Annotated in this window: 17 protein-coding genes; 9 read left to right on the top strand and 8 right to left on the bottom strand. The window is 66.5% G+C overall.

All coding sequences use genetic code 11. The annotated features are described in order from the left end of the window. Window positions 1-4 precede the first annotated feature (4 nt). The 8 genes from ACFU8Q_RS00085 to dnaA all read right to left on the bottom strand — a co-directional run bounded on the left by ACFU8Q_RS00085 (window position 5) and on the right by dnaA (window position 12,725). Window positions 5-613 (bottom strand): DUF3566 domain-containing protein, encoded by a 609-nt coding sequence (locus tag ACFU8Q_RS00085; protein ID WP_384446087.1) that lies wholly within the window; start codon window positions 611-613, stop codon window positions 5-7. A gap of 93 nt (window positions 614-706) precedes the next feature. Continuing rightward, window positions 707-3,331 (bottom strand): DNA gyrase subunit A, encoded by a 2,625-nt coding sequence (gyrA, locus tag ACFU8Q_RS00080; RefSeq protein WP_384446085.1) that lies wholly within the window; start codon window positions 3,329-3,331, stop codon window positions 707-709. A 46-nt stretch (window positions 3,332-3,377) separates the two neighbouring features. After that, on the bottom strand, window positions 3,378-5,483 hold the full coding sequence (gene gyrB, locus ACFU8Q_RS00075) for a DNA topoisomerase (ATP-hydrolyzing) subunit B (RefSeq protein ID WP_384446083.1): 2,106 nt from the start codon (window positions 5,481-5,483) through the stop codon (window positions 3,378-3,380). A gap of 402 nt (window positions 5,484-5,885) precedes the next feature. After that, window positions 5,886-6,458 (bottom strand): DUF721 domain-containing protein, encoded by a 573-nt coding sequence (locus tag ACFU8Q_RS00070; protein ID WP_384446229.1) that lies wholly within the window; start codon window positions 6,456-6,458, stop codon window positions 5,886-5,888. A gap of 14 nt (window positions 6,459-6,472) precedes the next feature. Beyond that, entirely contained in the window at window positions 6,473-7,603 is a 1,131-nt protein-coding gene (recF, locus tag ACFU8Q_RS00065) for a DNA replication/repair protein RecF (RefSeq protein WP_384446081.1), read from the bottom strand. A 141-nt stretch (window positions 7,604-7,744) separates the two neighbouring features. Further along, window positions 7,745-8,623, bottom strand: a complete 879-nt coding sequence (gene gnd, locus ACFU8Q_RS00060) for a phosphogluconate dehydrogenase (NAD(+)-dependent, decarboxylating) (RefSeq protein ID WP_093895043.1) — start codon at window positions 8,621-8,623, stop codon at window positions 7,745-7,747. Window positions 8,624-8,754: 131 nt separating this feature from the next. Further along, on the bottom strand, window positions 8,755-9,885 hold the full coding sequence (gene dnaN, locus ACFU8Q_RS00055; RefSeq protein WP_362192482.1) for a DNA polymerase III subunit beta: 1,131 nt from the start codon (window positions 9,883-9,885) through the stop codon (window positions 8,755-8,757). 1,031 nt (window positions 9,886-10,916) lie between these two features. Next, the gene (dnaA, locus tag ACFU8Q_RS00050) at window positions 10,917-12,725 is read right to left on the bottom strand and encodes a chromosomal replication initiator protein DnaA (RefSeq protein ID WP_384446079.1); all 1,809 of its coding nucleotides are present in this window, start codon (window positions 12,723-12,725) and stop codon (window positions 10,917-10,919) included. Window positions 12,726-13,106: 381 nt separating this feature from the next. On the opposite strand from dnaA, the gene rpmH reads away from it, so the two are divergent. The 9 genes from rpmH (at window position 13,107) to ACFU8Q_RS00005 (ending at window position 19,991) form a co-directional block, all read left to right on the top strand. After that, entirely contained in the window at window positions 13,107-13,244 is a 138-nt protein-coding gene (rpmH, locus tag ACFU8Q_RS00045) for a 50S ribosomal protein L34 (RefSeq protein WP_030930485.1), read from the top strand. Window positions 13,245-13,262: 18 nt separating this feature from the next. Further along, a complete protein-coding gene (rnpA, locus tag ACFU8Q_RS00040; protein WP_384446077.1) occupies window positions 13,263-13,634 on the top strand; it encodes a ribonuclease P protein component in 372 nt (123 codons plus the stop codon). Beyond that, window positions 13,631-13,990, top strand: coding sequence for a membrane protein insertion efficiency factor YidD (gene yidD, locus ACFU8Q_RS00035; protein ID WP_384446075.1), 360 nt, complete (start codon window positions 13,631-13,633; stop codon window positions 13,988-13,990). The genes rnpA and yidD overlap by 4 nt, the downstream gene beginning before the upstream one ends. A 3-nt stretch (window positions 13,991-13,993) precedes the next feature. Beyond that, window positions 13,994-15,250 carry a membrane protein insertase YidC gene (yidC, locus tag ACFU8Q_RS00030; RefSeq protein ID WP_384446073.1) on the top strand — a complete coding sequence of 419 codons (1,257 nt, stop codon included), beginning with the start codon at window positions 13,994-13,996 and terminating at the stop codon, window positions 15,248-15,250. Window positions 15,251-15,264: 14 nt separating this feature from the next. Continuing rightward, on the top strand, window positions 15,265-15,774 hold the full coding sequence (locus ACFU8Q_RS00025; protein ID WP_384446071.1) for a protein jag: 510 nt from the start codon (window positions 15,265-15,267) through the stop codon (window positions 15,772-15,774). 109 nt (window positions 15,775-15,883) lie between these two features. Continuing rightward, complete coding sequence (rsmG, locus tag ACFU8Q_RS00020) at window positions 15,884-16,600, top strand: 16S rRNA (guanine(527)-N(7))-methyltransferase RsmG (RefSeq protein ID WP_384446069.1); 717 nt, start codon at window positions 15,884-15,886, stop codon at window positions 16,598-16,600. A 293-nt stretch (window positions 16,601-16,893) separates the two neighbouring features. Continuing rightward, window positions 16,894-17,970, top strand: a complete 1,077-nt coding sequence (locus ACFU8Q_RS00015; RefSeq protein WP_384446227.1) for a ParA family protein — start codon at window positions 16,894-16,896, stop codon at window positions 17,968-17,970. Then, on the top strand, window positions 17,967-19,067 hold the full coding sequence (locus tag ACFU8Q_RS00010; protein ID WP_384446068.1) for a ParB/RepB/Spo0J family partition protein: 1,101 nt from the start codon (window positions 17,967-17,969) through the stop codon (window positions 19,065-19,067). The genes ACFU8Q_RS00015 and ACFU8Q_RS00010 overlap by 4 nt, the downstream gene beginning before the upstream one ends. Window positions 19,068-19,373: 306 nt before the next feature. Then, entirely contained in the window at window positions 19,374-19,991 is a 618-nt protein-coding gene (locus ACFU8Q_RS00005; RefSeq protein ID WP_384446066.1) for a GNAT family N-acetyltransferase, read from the top strand. Window positions 19,992-20,043 lie beyond the last annotated feature (52 nt).

The following is a 20,043-nucleotide window of genomic DNA, read 5'->3' as shown; positions in this document are numbered from 1 at the left end:
CGCCCTACTCGTCCTCGGCCAGCGTGAGCTCGACGCCGCCCACGAAGCCCGCCGACAGGTTGTAGATGAAGGAGCCCAGCGTCGCCAGCGCGGTAGCCAGCACCACGTCGATCACCGCGATGACCGAGGTGAAGATGAGGACCCGCGGAAGCGACAGGAACGACTGAAGATCGAAGCCGCCGCTGTCGTTCGAACCGGTGGCCTCGCTGATCGTGCCGCCCACGGTCTCGAAGACGCCCATCGCGTCCATCACCATCCACAGCACCGCCGCCGCCACCACCGTGCAGATGCCGAGCGCGATGGAGAGCAGGAAGCTCACCTTCATCACCGACCACGGGTCGGCCTTGGCCACCCGCAGACGCGCCTTGCGGGTACGCGGAGTCGTCCGCGCCCCCGTCCGCGGCAGCCGGGCCGCCTGCGCGGCGCCGACGCCCTGCGCACCGCCCTGCGTGCCGTGCGGCCGGCCGCCCTGGGTTCCGCCCGCGGGCGAGGGATACGCCTGCGGCGGGTGGTAGGGCCCGCTCGCCTGCCCCGCTGCGGGCTCGCGCTCACCGGGCAACGGCCCGGTCGCGTAACCCTCGTACTGGGGCTGAGGCCCCCGGGTGTCCGTCACAGTGCCCCCTTGGGAGTCCGTGGCAGGGCCACGGGCACCGTTCGCTCCAGCTCCGGAAGCGGCCGAACCGGCGCCCGTGGCTCCACTCACGCTCTACTCCTCGTGCTCCCCAGCCGAAGGCGAGGTGCCTTCGACATTGCCCTCGACCGTGCTCTCGGCAGCACCCGCCCCCGCGGCCTCGGCGTCCTCGGACCCCTCGACCTCTTCGGCCTCACGACCGGCTTCGGCGTTGCGGGCGATACCTACGACGGCATCGCGCTTGCCCAGATTGATCAGTTGGACGCCCATGGTGTCACGGCCCGTCTCCCTGACTTCATTGACTCGCGTACGAATCACACCGCCACCGAGCGTGATGGCGAGGATCTCATCCGTCTCCTCGACCACCAGCGCGCCGACCAGCGAGCCCCGGTCCTCCACGATCTTGGCGGCCTTGATGCCCAGGCCGCCACGACCCTGAACCCGGTACTCGTCGACGGCAGTCCGCTTCGCGTACCCGCCGTCGGTGGCAGTGAACACGAACGTACCCGGCCGGACAACATTCATCGAGAGCAGTTCGTCGCCTTCGCGGAAACTCATGCCCTTGACGCCCGACGTGGCACGGCCCATGGGGCGCAGCGCGTCGTCCGTCGCAGTGAACCTGATCGACTGGGCCTTCTTGCTGATGAGCAGCAGATCGTCCTCGGCCGACACCAGCTCCGCACCGATCAGCTCGTCGTCGGAACCGTCCGCCGTCTCCCGCAGGTTGATCGCGATGACGCCACCGGAACGCGGTGAGTCGTAGTCCTTCAGCGCGGTCTTCTTCACGAGACCGCCCTGCGTGGCCAGGATCAGATACGGCGCGGCCTCGTAGTCACGGATCGCCAGGATCTGGGCGATCCGCTCGTCCGGCTGGAAGGCCAGCAGGTTGGCGACGTGCTGACCGCGGGCATCACGGCCGGCGTCCGGGAGCTCGTACGCCTTCGCCCGGTACACCCGGCCCTTGTTCGTGAAGAACAGCAGCCAGTGGTGCGTCGTCGACACGAAGAAGTGGTCGACGATGTCGTCTTCCTTGAGCTTCGTACCGCGTACGCCCTTGCCGCCGCGCTTCTGCGAGCGGTAGTCGTCCGTCTTCGTACGCTTCACATAGCCGCCGCGTGAGATCGTGACGACGATGTCCTCCTCGGCGATCAGGTCCTCGATGGACATGTCACCGTCGAAGGGCACCAGCTTGGAACGCCGGTCGTCGCCGAACTTCTCGACGATCGCGGCCAGTTCCTCGCTGACGATCTGCCGCTGCCGCTCCGGCGACACCAGGATCGCGTTGTACTCGTTGATCTTCGCCTGGAGCTCGTCGTGCTCGGCCGTGATCTTCTGGTGTTCCAGTGCGGCCAGCCGGCGCAGCTGCATCTCCAGGATCGCGTTCGCCTGGATCTCGTCGATCTCCAGCAGGCCCATCAGGCCCTCGCGCGCCACCTCGACCGTCTGGCTGCGCCGGATGAGGGCGATGACCTCGTCGATCGCGTCCAGCGCCTTGAGCAGACCACGCAGAATGTGCGCCCGCTCCTCCGCCTTGCGCAGACGGAACTTCGTACGCCGGACGATGACCTCGATCTGGTGCGTCACCCAGTGCCGGATGAACGCGTCGATCGACAGGGTCCGCGGCACGCCGTCGACCAGCGCCAGCATGTTGGCGCCGAAATTGGTCTGCAGATCGGTGTGCTTGTACAGGTTGTTCAGAACGACCTTGGCGACCGCGTCGCGCTTCAGCACGACCACCAGACGCTGCCCCGTACGCGACGAGGTCTCGTCACGGACGTCCGCGATCCCGCCGATCTTGCCGTCCTTCACCAGGTCGGCGATCTTCTGCGCCAGGTTGTCCGGGTTGGTCTGGTACGGAAGCTCCGTCACGACCAGGCACTGCCGGTTCTGGATCTCCTCGACCGCGACGACCGCACGCATCGTGATCGAGCCACGGCCGGTGCGGTACGCCTCCTCGATGCCCTTGCGGCCCACCACAAGCGCGCCCGTCGGGAAGTCCGGGCCCTTGATCCGCTCGATCAGCGCGTCCAGGAGCTCCTCCTGGGAGGCCTCCGGGTGCTCCAGGTACCACTGCGCACCGTCCGCGACCTCGCGCAGGTTGTGCGGCGGGATGTTGGTCGCCATACCGACCGCGATGCCCGCAGAACCGTTCACCAGGAGGTTCGGGAAGCGCGCCGGCAGAACCGTCGGCTCCTGGTTGCGGCCGTCGTAGTTGTCCTGGAAGTCGACGGTCTCCTCGTCGATGTCCCGGACCATCTCCATGGACAGCGGCATCATCTTGCACTCGGTGTACCGCATGGCGGCGGCCGGGTCGTTGCCCGGAGAACCGAAGTTGCCGTTGGAGTCCACCAGCGGCATCCGCATCGACCACGGCTGCGCCAGTCGCACCAGTGCGTCGTAGATCGACGAGTCGCCGTGCGGGTGGTACGTACCCATGACGTCACCGACGACACGGGCACACTTGTAGAAGCCCTTCTCGGGCCGGTAACCGCCGTCGTACATCGCGTACAGCACCCGGCGGTGGACGGGCTTGAGACCGTCCCGCACGTCCGGCAGCGCACGCGAGACGATCACGGACATCGCGTAGTCGAGGTAGGAGCGCTGCATCTCCGTCTCGAGCCCCACGGGCTCGACACGCATGCCCACGCCGGCGGCGGCCGGCTCCTCTTCAGGTGTCACAGGGGTGTTCTCGTCGGCCATTGCTGGTCAAAATCCTTTCGAGCGGCGGCTTGCTGGTACGGCCGACTCAGATGTCGAGGAAGCGGACGTCCTTGGCGTTGCGCTGGATGAACGAGCGCCGCGCCTCGACGTCCTCGCCCATCAGCACCGAGAAGAGGTCGTCGGCCTGCGCCGCGTCGTCCAGCGTGACCTGGCCGAGGACCCGGTGGTCCACGTCCATCGTGGTGACGCGCAGCTCCTCGGCGTTCATCTCGCCGAGACCCTTGAAGCGCTGGATCGAGTCTTCCTTGATCCGCTTGCCGTTCTGCTTGCCCAGCTCCACCAGGGCGTCGCGCTCCCGGTCCGAGTACGCGTACTCGAAGTCGTCCCGGCCCCACTTGATCTTGTACAGCGGGGGGCGGGAGAGGTACACGTGCCCGGCCTCGACCAGCGGACGCATGAAACGGAAGAGGAACGTCAGCAGCAGGGTGTTGATGTGCTGACCGTCGACATCGGCGTCCGCCATCAGAATGATCTTGTGATAGCGGAGCTTCTCGATGTCGAAGTCCTCGTGGACACCGGTACCGAAGGCCGAAATCAGCGCCTGGACCTCGGTGTTCTGCAGGATCTTGTCGATCCGGGCCTTCTCGACGTTCAGGATCTTGCCCCGGATCGGCAGGATGGCCTGGTACATCGGATTACGGCCCGACTTCGCCGAACCACCGGCGGAGTCGCCCTCGACGATGAAGATCTCGCACTTCGTCGGATCGTTGGACTGGCAGTCGCTCAGCTTGCCCGGCAACGAGGCGCTCTCCAGGAGCCCCTTACGACGGGTCAGATCACGCGCCTTGCGGGCCGCGACACGGGCCGTGGCCGCCGCGATGCCCTTGCGGATGATGTCTGCGGCCTCGTTCGGATTCCGGTCGAACCAGTCCGTCAGCTGCTCGTGGACCACCTTCTGGACGAAGGTCTTCGCCTCGGTGTTGCCCAGCTTGGTCTTCGTCTGCCCCTCGAACTGGGGCTCGCCCAGCTTCACCGAGATGATCGCCGTCAGACCCTCGCGGACATCCTCACCGGTGAGGTTGTCGTCCTTCTCGCGCAGCAGCTTCTTGTCCCGCGCGTACCGGTTGACCAGGGAGGTCATCGCCGCGCGGAAACCCTCCTCGTGGGTGCCGCCCTCATGCGTGTGGATCGTGTTCGCGAAGGAGTAGACACCCTCGCTGTACTGCGTGTTCCACTGCATCGCGATCTCGGCCGAGAGGAGACGCTCCTTGTCCTCGGCCGCGATGTCGATCACCGACTGGTGAATGACGTCGCCCTTGCGGGAGTTGAGGTACTTCACGAAGTCGACGATGCCGCCCTCGTAGTGGTACGTGACCGTACGGGCCTGCTGCTCCTCGGCGACCTCGGCCACCTCGGCGACATCCGCGCCCGCCGTCGCCTTCGCCGACTCGCGCTCATCGGTGAGCCTGATCGTCAGACCCTTGTTGAGGAACGCCATCTCCTGGAAGCGGCGCGACAGGGTCTCGAAGGAGTACTCGGTGGTCTCGAAGATGTCCCCGTCGGCCCAGAACGTGACCGTCGTACCCGACTCGTCGGTGGCCTCGTTACGGGCCAGCGGAGCGGTCGGCACGCCCAGCTTGTAGTCCTGGGTCCAGCGGTAACCGTCCCGGCTGACCTCGACGGAGACGCGTGAGGAAAGCGCGTTCACCACGGAGACACCGACACCGTGCAGTCCGCCGGAGACGGCATAGCCGCCGCCGCCGAACTTGCCGCCGGCGTGCAGCACGGTCAGCACGACCTCGACCGCCGGCTTCTTCTCCGACGGCACGATGTCGACCGGGATACCCCGGCCGTTGTCGATCACACGGACCCCGCCGTCGGCGAGGATCGTGACGTCGATCGTGTCCGCATGCCCTGCCAGGGCCTCGTCGACCGAGTTGTCGACCACCTCGTACACGAGGTGGTGGAGGCCGCGCTCACCGGTCGAGCCGATGTACATGCCAGGTCGCTTGCGGACCGCGTCCAGGCCCTCGAGGACGGTGATCGCGCTGGCGTCGTACGAGGGGGTGACCTCGCCGGAAGCGGATGCCTCGGCCGAGGCGATCACCTCGCCGCTCTCACCGGGTGTGGACGGAATGTTCTCGTTGGGGTTGCCGGAATCGGCCACGAAGCGCCCTTTCTGGCACAGCACAGGCCGTTCTCCGGACAGTCGGGAGCGGCTGCGTCGTTCGGCTTGTATCGACGACTCCCGCAACGGTGCGGGATTATTGACCAGTCTACCGGTAGCGCCGACACGAATGGGGGTTTGCCGGTACCTGAGTACGCATGTGCCGCCCTGGATGAGCGCCTGACGACTCCCCATATTCAGGAAGGGCCCCCAAGAGCCCCACGCGGGCATTGAGCGCTTCGGCCTGTCAACCTTTCGCTACCGTGAGGGACGCCCCACTCCCCCCGTACGGTTTCAACCACCACATACCCGTACAACACGGACGCGACGGACAGCGCCACCGAGAGAACGCCACAGCACCCCGACCGCTTCCCGAACACACCCCCACGCCCCTCTGGGCCACGAAAAACCCCAGCTCAGAGGCGCTCAGCCATACGTATCGCCAGGGCCGGTGCTCCCCGGCGCCCGCAGCGGACCGAACCTGCGCTGCGGACCACCCGGCCCCAACACCTTGATCAACCGCACCGTGCCGTGCCCCAGGTCCGCATTCAGCCGGGCCACCAGCTGCGGCGCCAGCAACCGCAGCTGCGTCGCCCAGGCCGTCGAATCGCACTGCACCGTCAGCACCCGCTCGTCCGGATCCTCGTCGTACCGCAACGGCACACAGTGATTCGCCAGATCCTCACCCACGATCTGCGGCCAACGGCCCATCACCCCACCCACCGCCGCCGGCGTCTCCCAGCCACGCTCAGTGATCAGACGATTGATCGCAGCGCCCAACGGCAACGGATCCCGCCCATCCGCCCGCGCACCCGAACGCAGCCCACCGCCGCGCCTGGCCTGCTTCTTCTGCTGCGCCGCAGCACCACGCGCCCGCGCCTGCTCCTTCGCCGCACGCAACGCAACCCGCGCCAGATCCACCCCCGACGGCTCCGGCTGCTTCCCCTCCACCGGCCGCCCCTGCGACGGCTCCCCAGGAGCCCCGGTGGCCCCGGACACCTCACCGCGGCCGCTCACAGCCGCTCCACCTCACCCGCGGACACCGCATACCGCGCCCCCGCCAGAACCCCCGGAACGTCGTCGTCCACCGCCGCCGTCACCAGCACCTGCTCACCCGGAGCCACCAACTCCGCCAACCGCTCACGACGACGCGCATCCAGCTCCGCGAAAACGTCGTCGAGCACCAGCACCGGCTCATTGCCCTCGCTGCGCAGCAGATCGTACGAAGCCAGCCGCAGCGCCAACGCATACGACCAGGACTCGCCATGGCTCGCGTACCCCTTGGCCGGCATTCCCCGCAGCCCCAGCAGCAGATCATCACGGTGCGGCCCGACCAACGTCACACCTCGCTCGATCTCCTGTTTACGGACCTCCGCCAGGGCCGCGATCAGCTGCTCGTACAGCTCCTCACGCGTACGCGCCGAATCCACCCCCGCACCGACCGAACTCCGGTACTCCAACGCCACCGGACCACCCCCCGGCGCCACATCCCCATATGCCTTGTCGGCCAACGGCTGCAACGCTGCAATCAGATCCAGCCGCTGCGCCAGCAGCTCCGCACCCACCCGGCCCAGATGCTGGTCCCACACATCGAGCGTGGACAGGTCCATCGACCGGCCACCGTGCCTGCGCGCCATCGCCGCCGACTTCAGCAAGGTGTTGCGCTGCTTCAGCACCCGCTCGTAGTCCGAACGCACCCCCGCCATCCGCGGCGAACGCGCTGTGATCAGCTCGTCGAGAAAACGCCGACGCTCCCCGGGATCCCCCTTGACCAGCGCCAGATCCTCCGGCGCGAACAGCACCGTACGTACGATCCCCAGCACATCACGCGGCCTGACCTGCGACGACCTATTGATCCGGGCCCGATTGGCCTTGCCCGGATTGAGCTCCAGCTCGATCAGCTGCGAACGCTCGCCCTGCGTGACAGCAGCCCGGACGACAGCCCGGTCCGCCCCCATCCGCACCAGCGGCGCATCGGAGGAGACCCGATGGCTGCCGAGCGTCGCGAGGTAGCCGACGGCCTCCACCAGATTCGTCTTGCCCTGCCCGTTGGCCCCCACGAAAGCGGTGACGCCCGGATCGAGAGGTACCTCGACCCGGGCGTACGAGCGGAAGTCGGCCAGCGAGAGATGCGTGACATGCATGGTGTACGCCGACCTTCCCGGCTTCCTGCTCCGTGCTCCGTGGTGCGGGTCGGACCTGACGGCCCGGCCCGCTCCTCGTTGCGGTTACTTCGTGTTCTGCTTCTCGTCGATCAACTTCTTGTCGACCGGCTTCTCGCCGATCTACTTCTTGTTCTCGACCGCGTGGCCACCGAACTGGTTGCGCAGCGCGGCGATCATCTTCATCTGCGGGGAGTCGTCCTGCCGCGAGGCGAAACGCGCGAAGAGCGACGCCGTGATCGCCGGCAGCGGCACCGCGTTGTCGATCGCGGCCTCCACCGTCCAGCGGCCCTCACCGGAGTCGGCGGCGAAACCACGGAGCTTGTCGAGGTGCTCGTCGTCGTCCAGCGCGTTGACCGCCAGGTCGAGCAGCCAGGAACGGATGACCGTGCCCTCCTGCCAGGAACGGAAGACCTCGCGCACATCGGTGACGGAGTCGACCTTCTCCAGCAGCTCCCAGCCCTCGGCGTAGGCCTGCATCATGGCGTACTCGATGCCGTTGTGGACCATCTTCGCGAAGTGGCCGGCGCCGACCTTGCCCGCGTGGACGGAACCGAAGTCGCCCTCGGGCTTCAGCGCGTCGAAGACCGGCTGGACCTTCGCCACGTTCTCGGCGTCGCCGCCGTACATCAGCGCGTAGCCGTTCTCCAGGCCCCAGACACCGCCGGAGACGCCGCAGTCCACGAAGCCGATGCCCTTGATGCCCAGCTCGACCGCGTGCTTCTCGTCGTCCGTCCAGCGGGAATTCCCGCCGTCCACGACGATGTCACCGGGCGAGAGGAGACCGGCCAGCTCGTCGATGGTGGCCTGGGTCGGGGCGCCGGCCGGCACCATCACCCAGACGACCCGGGGGCCCTTCAGCTTGCCCACGAGCTCTTCGAGGCTGTGGACATCGGAGACGTCCGGGTTGCGGTCGTAACCGATGACGGTGTGGCCTGCGCGGCGGATGCGCTCGCGCATGTTGCCGCCCATCTTGCCGAGGCCGACGAGACCGAGCTCCATCAGAGATTCCTTAAGCGTTGTGCCGATTCGTACCCAAGGCCGAGCCTACGCCCGGCCGGGGACAGATCGACGGGCATGCTCGGCGCTGAGCGTGCCCGTCGGAAGCTGTCGATGCGGAACCGATGGCCGGATCAGCCGGAAAGGCGGACCGGCATGATCAGGTACTTGTACGCCTCGTCCGCCTCGGCGTCCACGGCCGGGCGGCCGCTGAGCAGCGCGGGCTTGGTGGACGTCGTGAACGAGAGCTGGGCGACCGGGGAGTCGATCGCGCTCAGCCCGTCCAGCAGGAACGTCGGGTTGAACGCGATCGAGATGTCGTCGCCCTCCAGCACCGCGTCGACCCGCTCCACAGCCTGTGCGTCGTCACTGGAACCCGCCTCCAGGATCAGCACACCCTGCTCGAAGCTGAGCCGCACCGGAGTGTTCCGCTCGGCGACGAGGGCCACACGCTTGACGGCCTCGACGAACGGAGCGGTCTCGATGACCGCGACCGAGTTGAACTCGGTGGGGAACAGCGTGCGGTACTTCGGCAGATCGCCTTCGAGCAGCCGCGTGGTCGTACGCCGGCCCGCTCCCTCGAAACCGATCAGCCCCTCACCGGCACCGGAGCCGGACAGCGCCAGCGTCACCGTGTCACCGCTGGTCAGAGCCTTGGCAGTGTCCAGCAGGGTCTTGGCGGGCACCAGGGCGACCGCCGACGCATCCGGGTTCTCCGGCTTCCAGAGGAACTCGCGGACCGCGAAGCGGTAGCGGTCGGTGGAGGCCAGGGTGACGGTCTCGCCCTCGATCTCGATCCGCACACCGGTCAGGACCGGCAGCGTGTCGTCACGGCCCGCGGCGATGGCGACCTGGGCGGCGGCCGAGGCGAAGACCTCACCGGGGACCGTGCCGGTCGCGGTCGGCATCTCGGGCAGCGCCGGGTACTCCTCCACAGGAAGGGTGTGGAGTGTGAATCGCGAGGAGCCGCAGACCACGGTCGCCCGTACACCGTCTGTGGAAATCTCCACCGGGCGGTTGGGAAGGGCGCGGCAGATGTCGGCGAGCAGCCGGCCGGAGACCAGCACCGTGCCGTCCTCCTCGACCTCCGCGTCCACCGAGACCCGGGCCGAGACCTCGTAGTCGAAGCTGGAGAAGCTGAGGGCGCCGTCCTCAGCCTTCAGCAGAAGGCCCGCAAGAACGGGCGCCGGCGGACGGGCCGGGAGGCTACGGGCCACCCAGGCCACAGCCTCCGCGAGTACATCGCGCTCCACCCGGATCTTCACCGGAACCGCCTCCTGCTGTTGCTCGCTCGCCCTGCTGGCCTTCGTCGTCCGATCGCGTCTCCCGCCGATGACAGTGGGAGGACGCCGGGGACCAGTCTGACGTACGGCACCGACACTCGGTGCTGCTCGGGGTCAAGTCGCGACAAGAGGCTCGGAGCGCCCCGGCCCCGAGTTGTGCACAGGCCCCACTTCGAAGCGGATTCCGGGCTAACTATAGGTGGCAGTAGTAGTAGGGCCTGTGGAAACGGTGGATAACGTCGTTTTCGCAGGTCAGGCCCGGTTTTTTGTCCACCGACCCTGTGGGTGGCACCGGTGGACAACCCGGTGTTTCTGTGGACGGACGAAAGTTCTGCACACCCGGTACACAGGGCAAGGGGGTTTCTCCCCAGGGCTGTCCCCAGCTTTACCCAGGTTCCCCACAGCCCAACCGACCCTCCCGGTGTGACGCCTTTCACTCGGCGCAGTGAAAGGCGTCGTCGTGTTGCCGAACAGTGGACAGAGATGTGGAGAAGCCCGATCAAGCTGGGGACAACGCGGCCCGTGCTGTGGGCTGCCGGTGGACAACATCATCGGCTCCCTGTGGACGGAGATCTTGTCCACAGGCTGTGGATCACTGTTGACCACAAATCCCCAGGCCCTTGACCTGGTCTGATGGAGTATCGGTAGTCGCCCCTGTGGAAGCAATATGGGACAACTTCTGGGTCCCCAGGCTGTGGAGGGGAAAATCTCCCCAGATCTGTGGAGAACGGACGCCCGGCGGCATGTATTCGAACAGCGCGACCATCCCGGAGCCGCGGAGTCCGGTGTCGGAGGGGCTTCCGAGCAGGTTTCGCAACGGTCTCGGAGGGGGTTGGAGGGACTCCGGCGCGGGCTTCGGCGGCTTCGGTGGACCTTTGGAGAGGCGCGGACGGGGCTTCGTAGGGATTCGGCCGCGGGGCTCCGGACAACGAGGAAGGGCGCCTGCGGAACCCGGTGAAGGTTTCGCAGGCGCCCTTCCGACGCGTACGGGGCGTATACGTGCCGGTGGCCCGTCAGCCGTTCTTGATGCGGTTGGTGAGCTCGGTGACCTGGTTGTAGATGGAGCGTCGCTCCGCCATCAGCGCACGGATCTTCCGGTCCGCGTGCATCACCGTCGTATGGTCGCGGCCGCCGAACTGCGCCCCGATCTTGGGCAGTGAGAGATCGGTCAGCTCCCGGCAGAGGTACATCGCGATCTGGCGGGCCGTCACCAGCACGCGGCTGCGCGAGGTTCCGCAGAGATCGTCCACCGTCAGACCGAAGTAGTCCGCGGTCGCCGCCATGATGGCCGTCGCCGTGATCTCAGGAGCCGAGTCCTCGCCACCCGGGATCAGATCCTTCAGCACATGCTCGGTCAGTCCGAGATCGACCGGCTGGCGATTGAGACTGGCGAAGGCCGTGACCCGGATCAGCGCCCCCTCCAACTCCCTGATGTTCCGGGAAATACGGGAGGCGATGAACTCCAGTACCTCCGGCGGGGCGTTGAGCTGCTCCTGTACCGCTTTCTTTCGGAGGATCGCGATCCGCGTCTCCAGCTCCGGCGGCTGGACATCGGTGGTCAGACCCCACTCGAAACGGTTCCGCAGCCGGTCCTCCAGGGTCACCAGCTGCTTGGGCGGCCGGTCCGAGGACAGCACGATCTGCTTGTTGGCGTTATGGAGCGTATTGAAGGTGTGGAAGAACTCCTCCTGCGTCGACTCCTTGCTCGCCAGGAACTGGATGTCGTCGACCAGCAGGATGTCCACGTCGCGGTAGCGCTTGCGGAAGGTGTCGCCCTTGCCGTCGCGGATCGAGTTGATGAACTCGTTGGTGAACTCCTCGGAGCTCACGTACCGCACCCGGGTGCCCGGGTAGAGGCTGCGCGCGTAGTGCCCGATGGCGTGCAGCAGATGGGTCTTGCCGAGTCCTGACTCCCCATAGATGAAGAGCGGGTTGTACGCCTTGGCGGGCGCTTCGGCGACCGCGACCGCCGCGGCGTGCGCGAATCGGTTGGACGCACCGATGACGAACGTGTCGAAGAGGTACTTCGGATTCAGCCGGGCCGCCGGCTCACCGGCGCCGGGCGTGGGTGCGGGCTGTGCGCCCATCGGCCCGGGGGCGCCGCCGGGCCGTCCGGTGCCGGCGCCGCCCTGCCGGTGCTGGGCCTGGAGGTCCTGCATGTCGTGGCGCTCGGGGCGCTGCTGCTCGTAACCCTGACGCTCGGGCGGCTGCGGCCGGTAGTCGTGCTGCGGCTCCTGGGGACGGCCACCGGCGTACGGCTCCCGCCACTGCTCCGCCGAGGTGTCGCGGTCCTGGAATCCGCCGAGCCGGGGCTGCTGCCAGGAGAGGTCCTCCTGGGTGCGCGGCCACGCACCGGGGTCGCGGCGCTGCTGCTGGTAGTCGGGGTAGGCGGGCCGGGCGGTCGGCATGCCGTCGTCCGAGGGCCGGTGCCCGTATCCGTCGTACGCGTCATTGTGCTGACGCTCGTCGTGCTGCGGTCCCTGGTAGCGGTGCTGCTGGGGCTGCTGGGACTGGTGCATCGGGGGCGCGGGCGGGTTCGGAGGTTCGCCCGCGGAGTCGTCGACAGTGATCGCGATGCGGATCGGGCGGCCGCATTCGCGGCTCAGCGTCTCGCTGATCAGCGGCGCGAGCCGGCCTTCCAGTACGCGCTTGCCCCATTCATTGGGGACGGCGAGCAGCGCCGTGTCGGCGACCAGTGCGAGCGGCTGGCAGCGCTCGATCCACTGCTTGTCCTTCGGCTCGATGCCCTGCTGGCCCTCCCCGAGGAGTTGCTCCAGCACTCGTGGCCACACTGCGGCAAGATCGGCAGGTACATCAGCCACAAGGCACGCTCTCTCGCTGGTCCCACGAATGTGTGGTTCTCGGGACGGGATGGTTCGGGATGGGTGAGGACCGGCAGGCAGGAAGAAAAAGAACCGGGGTTCAGCCACGGTAGTCAGGCCGACCCGCGTGGTTCAAGTTGTTGTCCACAGCCTGTGCATAGCGCGGGGTGCGGTAGGGCGGGTTTGACCCGGTGGTGTGGCCGCGCGTACCGTGGCCAGGTCGAGTTGTCGATGGCTGCTGCCGCCTGCCTCCGATGGGCAAAGATCACGATCTGTGATCGTGAAGCGGTGCACTAGAGCGTTTACGCGAGTCTCTCGTGGGCGCACGGTGACAGCCAGGCGATGTCCCGCCAACACACGAGTCATTTCTGGAGCCCCCGAGTGAGCAAGCGCACCTTCCAGCCGAACAACCGTCGTCGCGCGAAGACCCACGGCTTCCGGCTGCGGATGCGCACCCGTGCCGGCCGCGCGATTCTCGCGTCCCGCCGTGGCAAGGGTCGCGCCAACCTGTCCGCCTGATCGCTAACAGGTCATGACGTGCTGCCTACCGAGAATCGGCTGAGGCGGCGCGAGGACTTCGCGACCGCAGTACGTCGAGGACGCCGGGCCGGCCGCCCGCTACTCGTCGTTCATCTACGCAGCGGTGCAACGGACCCGCACGTGACTGGGGAGAGTGCTTCCCCGCCGCGTGCGGGTTTCGTTGTCAGCAAAGCTGTGGGTGGAGCGGTTGTCCGCACAGCGGTGAAGCGCAGGCTTCGCCACCTGGTCCGCGAACGGCTGTCCCTGCTGCCCCCCGGTAGCCTGGTTGTCGTACGAGCGTTGCCCGGAGCGGGTGACGCCGACCATGAACAGCTGGCCCGAGACCTGGATGCCGCTCTTCAGCGGTTGCTGGGAGGGGGCGCGCGATGAAGTACCCGCTGCTGGCTCTCATCAAGTTGTACCAGTGGACGATCAGCCCACTTCTCGGGCCTGTCTGCCGCTACTACCCGTCGTGTTCCCACTATGGATATACGGCGATCGACCGGCACGGAGCGATCAAGGGAACTGCGCTGACGGCCTGGCGCATCCTGCGGTGCAATCCGTGGTCACCCGGTGGCGTGGACCATGTTCCACCACGCAAACGTCCGCGTTGGCACGAACTGCTGCGTACTGCCATACGCGGTGGCAAGGGCGGGGACGCCGCCGCTGATGTGCCTCCCGGGGGGTCGGTTTCCGAATCCCCGAGCCCGGCCGCAGAGACTTCGCCCAATGCTCAAGGAGCTTGATTAGTGGACACGATTGCCAGTCTGTTCAGCTTTATCACCTGGCCCGTTTCATGGGTCATCGTCCAGTTCCACACGTTGTACGGAGCGATCTTCGGCGATGACACGGGCTGGGCCTGGGGCCTGTCCATCGTGTCTCTGGTGGTACTGATCCGGATCTGCCTGATCCCGCTTTTCGTTAAGCAGATCAAGTCGACCCGGAACATGCAGGTGCTCCAGCCGAAGATGAAGGCGATCCAGGAGCGCTACAAGAGCGACAAGCAGCGTCAGTCAGAAGAGATGATGAAGCTGTACAAGGAGACGGGCACCAACCCGCTCTCCTCGTGCCTTCCCATCCTGGCGCAGTCGCCGTTCTTCTTCGCCCTGTATCACGTGCTCTCGGCCATCGCCTCGGGCAAGACGATCGGTGTCATCGACCAGCCGCTGCTCGACAGCGCCCGTAAGGCACACATCTTCGGTGCTCCGCTCGCATCCAAGTTCATGGACAGCGCGTCGGACGTCAGCGCTCTCGGTGCCTCTCTGGTCGACGTCCGGGTCGTCACCGCGGTCATGATCGTGATGATGTCGGCATCGCAGTTCTTCACTCAGCGCCAGCTGATGACGAAGAACGTCGACCTGACGGTCAAGACGCCGTACATGCAGCAGCAGAAGATGCTGATGTACATCTTCCCGCTGATCTTCGCCGTCATGGGTATCAACTTCCCCGTCGGTGTCCTCGTCTACTGGCTGACCACCAACGTCTGGACCATGGGTCAGCAGATGTACGTGATCAACCAGAACCCGACCCCGGGCAGCAAGGCGCAGGACCAGTACCTGGGACGTCTGCTGAAGAGCGTCACCGCTCACGGTGAGGTGCGGGGCAGGACCAAGCGCAATACGGTCAAGCGGATCGTGTCCAAGGGGCCGGACCGCAACGACATCGAGCGGAAGTTCATCACGGGACTGGCCAAGCTGGGCCTTGCCGCCCAGGAGGACGGCACGGTGATCAAGAGCGACACGGCTGTTGCCGAGGCCGAGGGCGGAGCCGCGCAGCGGCGTCAGCAGCCCAAGCGCCAGACCAAGGCCCAGCGTCAGACCGCCGCCCAGCAGGCCAAGGAGACCGGTTCTGCCGAGCCGGAGTCCAAGACCTCCATGGACAAGCGGGACGCATCGCAGGACGACAAGCCCAAGCCGGCGGGCAAGCCCGCGTCCGGCTCCTCACGCCAAGCCAAGTCCGGACAGCGCAAGGGTCCGCAGCGGCCCAAGCACCCGTCCAAGAAGTAAGAAGGAGTCCATCCGTGACGGAAGGCACCACCTCCACGGCCGCTGAGGGCAGCGACACCTTGACCCGCCTCGAGCAGGAGGGCGAGATCGCAGCGGACTACCTCGAGGGTCTGCTCGACATCGCCGATCTCGACGGTGACATCGACATGGACGTCGAGGCGGACCGGGCTGCGGTCTCGATCATCAGTGACTCGGCACGTGATCTGCAGAAGCTCGTGGGCCGCGACGGTGAGGTGCTGGAGGCACTCCAGGAGCTGACGCGGCTTGCTGTGCACCGGGAGACCGGTGACCGCAGTCGTCTGATGCTGGACATCGCTGGGTTTCGGGCCAAGAAGCGGGCCGAGCTCGCCGAGCTGGGTGCCAAGGCCGCGGACGAGGTCAAGAGCACCGGTGAGCCGGTGAAGCTGGACCCGATGACGCCGTTCGAACGCAAGGTTGTGCACGATGCGGTTGCGGCCGCCGGTCTGCGCAGCGAATCCGAGGGCGAGGAGCCGCAGCGCTTCGTCATCGTTCTCCCGGCCTGACCGGAGCCTTGTTCTGTCGGCCCCGTCTGTTCACAGGCGGGGCCGATCTTTGTCAGCCTGATAGTCAGCCACCCACAGTGCGGTAGTGCGGTATGGAAGGACGGTTCCCGTGACGGCGGAAGTAGAGCTTCCCCAGGCGCCTGAAGGCGCGCGGGCGGTTTTCGGCGAGTTCTTCCCGGAGGCTGTCCGGTACGCGGAACTGCTGGCGGATGCGGGGGTGAAACGGGGACTGATCGGTCCGCGTGAGGTGCCGCGGCTTTGGGAGCGGCATCTACTGAACTGTGCCGTGCTCTCCGAGGTCGTTCCCGAGGGTGTCACGGTCTGCGATGTGGGCTCCGGTGCGGGCCTTCCGGGTATTCCGCTCGCACTGGTGCGTCCGGACCTCAAGATCACCTTGCTGGAACCCTTGCTTCGGCGGACGAATTTCCTTCAGGAAGTCGTCGAACTGTTGGGGCTGAGCCATGTGACGGTTGTGCGCGGTCGTGCCGAGGAGGTCCTGGGGACCCTTCAACCGGTTCACGTCGTCACGGCTCGGGCTGTGGCGCCGCTCGACCGGCTGGCCGGCTGGGGCGTTCCGCTGCTGCGTCCGTACGGAGAGATGCTGGCGCTCAAGGGGGACACCGCCGAGGAGGAGGTCGTCGGTGCGCGAGCGGCCTTGAGCAAGCTTGGTGTGGTGGAGACCGAGGTGCTGCATGTCGGCGAGGGCATCGTCGACCCGATGTCCACAGTGGTGCGTGTGGTGGTCGGGGAGAGTCCGGGCGGTGTGAGGTTCGCCGCAAAAAGGGCCAAGGCCGCGAGGACGAGCCGTACGAGGCGCCGTCGCTGATCCAGTTCGGTCACGTTGCAGAATCGGTCGTTACATACGGTTTATGCCGCCTATTGGTGATGCTCCTGGTAAGCAGTCGTACGTGCCCCATGCGGAGTGTCGTGCCCCTGTAGCTACGCTGCGGGGGCATCGTGTTTCACGTGAAACGTCGCTCTCTGCTGCATGGGATCATCAGCCGCGGTCGTGCTGCTGCCGCGCCGCGGCATCGCAAGCCCGTTAGAGCTATGGAGTTGTCCACAGAAGTGGATTCATCCACAGAAGAGCGGGCCTCGCTGGTTCATGACCCCGAAAGCATGGCAGGCTCTGTGCATTGTGAGCCTGAAGTCGAGGAGAGTGAATCCTTGCGGTCCGACGCCAACATCGCGGGACCGATGACCGACCCGGTCCCCGGTCCCCGAACCGAATCGGCGGGGGAGGGTGTTTCACGTGAAACACCGCCGCCGATGGATGACACACCCATCGGTCGCGCGGCCCAGCTGGCGGTCGAGGCCCTAGGCCGCGCCGGCGAGGGCCTGCCCCGTCCTGACCGGACGCGCGTCATGGTGGTGGCCAATCAGAAGGGTGGGGTGGGCAAGACGACCACGACGGTCAACCTTGCCGCCTCGCTCGCGCTTCACGGCGCACGTGTCCTGGTGGTGGACCTCGACCCGCAGGGGAATGCCTCTACGGCTCTGGGTATCGATCACCATGCCGAAGTTCCCTCCATCTATGACGTCCTGGTGGAGAGCAGGCCGCTCTCCGAGGTGGTTCAGCCCGTTCCGGACGTCGAAGGTCTCTTCTGCGCCCCCGCCACGATCGATCTCGCCGGTGCGGAGATCGAGCTGGTGTCCCTGGTGGCGCGGGAGAGCCGACTGCAGCGGGCGATTCAGGCGTATGAGCAGCCGCTGGACTACATTCTGATCGACTGCCCGCCTTCGCTCGGTCTGCTGACGGTCAATGCCCTGGTTGCCGGCGCCGAGGTACTGATCCCCATTCAGTGCGAGTACTACGCGCTGGAGGGGCTGGGGCAGCTGCTGCGGAATGTGGACCTGGTGCGGGGGCATCTCAACCCCGACCTTCATGTGTCGACGATTCTGCTCACCATGTATGACGGCAGGACCAGGCTCGCTTCGCAGGTCGCGGAGGAGGTGCGCAGTCACTTCGGTAAGGAGGTGCTGCGGACGAACATTCCGCGGTCGGTGCGGATTTCCGAGGCACCGAGCTATGGGCAGACCGTGCTGACCTATGACCCGGGTTCGAGCGGGTCGCTTTCGTACCTCGAAGCAGCGCGTGAGATCGCGTTGCGGGGTGTCGGGGTGCAGTACGAGGCCCAGCATGCCCACCCGGGCAGTGGGAACAGCCAGCAGAGCATTTCGGAGGGGATCCAGTGAGTGAGCGTCGAAGAGGGTTGGGGCGTGGGCTAGGTGCCCTGATCCCCGCCGCTCCGCAGGAGAAGCAGGTGCCGTCCACGGGGGTGGGATCGGCCTCTCCCGGGGCGGGTCCGGTGATGACGGCAGAGCGGGGGGTGGCTGCCGCGAAGGTGGCCACTCTTGCGTCCGCTCCGGTCGTGCCGGAGCCGAGTGCGCCGGTTTCGGAGCCCGAGGCGGCCGCAGCATCGGTGGGAGCCACCGGGGCGTACTTTGCCGAGGTTCCTCTCGGCTCCATCACCCCTAATCCGCGTCAGCCCCGTGAGGTGTTCGACGAGGATGCCCTTGCCGAACTGGTCACCTCCATCAAGGAGGTGGGCCTTCTCCAGCCCGTTGTCGTGCGGAAGACGGGTCCGGAGCGCTATGAGCTCATCATGGGTGAGCGGCGCTGGAGGGCCTGCCGTGAGGCGGGTCTGGAGCGGATCCCGGCCATCGTCCGGGCCACGGACGACGAGAAGCTGCTCCTGGACGCACTTCTGGAGAATCTTCACCGGGCTCAGCTGAATCCGTTGGAGGAGGCGGCCGCCTATGACCAGTTGCTCAAGGACTTCAAGTGCACGCATGACCAGCTGGCGGACCGGATCGGGCGTTCCCGTCCGCAGGTGTCCAACACACTGCGTCTGCTGAGACTTTCGCCTCCGGTGCAGCGCAGGGTCGCGGCCGGGGTGTTGTCCGCGGGTCATGCGCGAGCGCTGTTGTCCGTGGACGACTCGGAGGAGCAGGACAGGCTGGCACATCGCATTGTGGCCGAGGGGCTGTCGGTGCGGGCGGTCGAAGAGATCGTGACCCTCATGGGGTCCAGGCCGACGAGTCCTGCCAAGGCCAAGGGGCCGCGGGCCGGTGGACGGGTGTCGCCGGCGCTGTCCGATCTTGCTTCCCGGCTCTCGGACCGCTTCGAGACCAGGGTGAAGGTCGACCTCGGGCAGAAGAAGGGAAAGATCGTCGTCGAGTTCGCGTCGATGGAGGATCTGGACCGCATTCTCGGCAGTCTGGCACCGGGTGAGGGGCGGGTGCTGGACCGGGAACCTTCTGAGGACGCTGCCGAGGACGACGAGGGCTGACCTCTGCCGGATGAGTGTTGGGGTGGGCTGTGTTCCGATGGATACCGGAACACAGCCCACCCTTTGCTTTCTCTCGGTGTCGGCTTCATCCCTGGGTGGATACGATGCGTTCTGGTATGGCACATCCGTTCTGAGCCACCTCGGTGGAGGGAGGGCCATGCGATCAGTGAGCCACTGCCGACTGGTGGCAGTGGGGCTGGGCTTGGGGGCTGCTGTCGGAGGGTTCGTCGGCAGTCTGCTCCTGGAACGGAGTGCACTGACCGTCGCACGCGATGCGGCGGGCGAAGGAAGCGAGGAACAGCCTTCATGGGGCGCCGGCTCGTACCGCTCACATTGGACAATCTTTCCGATCTCCCGAAGCGCTGCCGCTCGTGTGTCTTCTGGGAGCTTGATCCGGTCAGCGGCGAAGCTGCAGTAAAGGCAGGAACGCCTGAGCTGGAGAAAGAGGCATGGATCTCGGCCGTTCTGCTGGAGTGGGGTTCGTGCGGCCGCGTCGTCCATGTCGATGATGTGCCGGTGGGCTTCGTTCTCTACGCACCACCGGCCTATGTACCGCGTTCGACGGCCTTTCCTACGAGCCCCGTCTCCCCCGATGCCGTGCAGTTGATGACTGCCTGGATCATGCCCGGGTACCAGGGGCAGGGGCTGGGTCGAGTCATGGTGCAGACCGTCGCCAAGGACCTGCTGCGTCGGGGATTCAAGGCGATCGAGGCTTTCGGTGATGCTCGGTGGAAGGAGCCTGCCTGCGTGCTTCCCGCGGATCATCTCCTCGCGGTCGGCTTCAAGACCGTACGGCCGCATCCTCTCCATCCGCGGCTGAGGCTGGAACTGCGGACTACGCTCTCCTGGAAGGAAGACGTCGAGTTGGCACTGGATCGATTGCTGGGTGCCGTCCAGAAGGAACCGGCGCTGCGGCCACTGTGATCCGAATGAACATGACCACGTGAAACGGGTCCATCCCCCAGGGGATGGACCC

Origin of the sequence: Streptomyces sp. NPDC057543 (assembly GCF_042801895.1) — a bacterium.
Lineage (GTDB): Bacteria > Actinomycetota > Actinomycetes > Streptomycetales > Streptomycetaceae > Streptomyces.
The sequence above is the reverse complement of the archived record's forward strand: the minus strand, read 5'-3'. Positions and strand labels throughout refer to the sequence as shown.

Coding starts and splice junctions, on each gene's coding strand:
- gyrA (WP_384446085.1), bottom strand. CDS start 3,331: ATGGCCGACGAGAACACCCCTGTGACACCTGAAGAGGAGCCGGCCGCC.
- ACFU8Q_RS00005 (WP_384446066.1), top strand. CDS start 19,374: ATGGGGCGCCGGCTCGTACCGCTCACATTGGACAATCTTTCCGATCTC.
- ACFU8Q_RS00015 (WP_384446227.1), top strand. CDS start 16,894: ATGGCAGGCTCTGTGCATTGTGAGCCTGAAGTCGAGGAGAGTGAATCC.
- recF (WP_384446081.1), bottom strand. CDS start 7,603: ATGCATGTCACGCATCTCTCGCTGGCCGACTTCCGCTCGTACGCCCGG.
- yidD (WP_384446075.1), top strand. CDS start 13,631: ATGAAGTACCCGCTGCTGGCTCTCATCAAGTTGTACCAGTGGACGATC.
- gnd (WP_093895043.1), bottom strand. CDS start 8,623: ATGGAGCTCGGTCTCGTCGGCCTCGGCAAGATGGGCGGCAACATGCGC.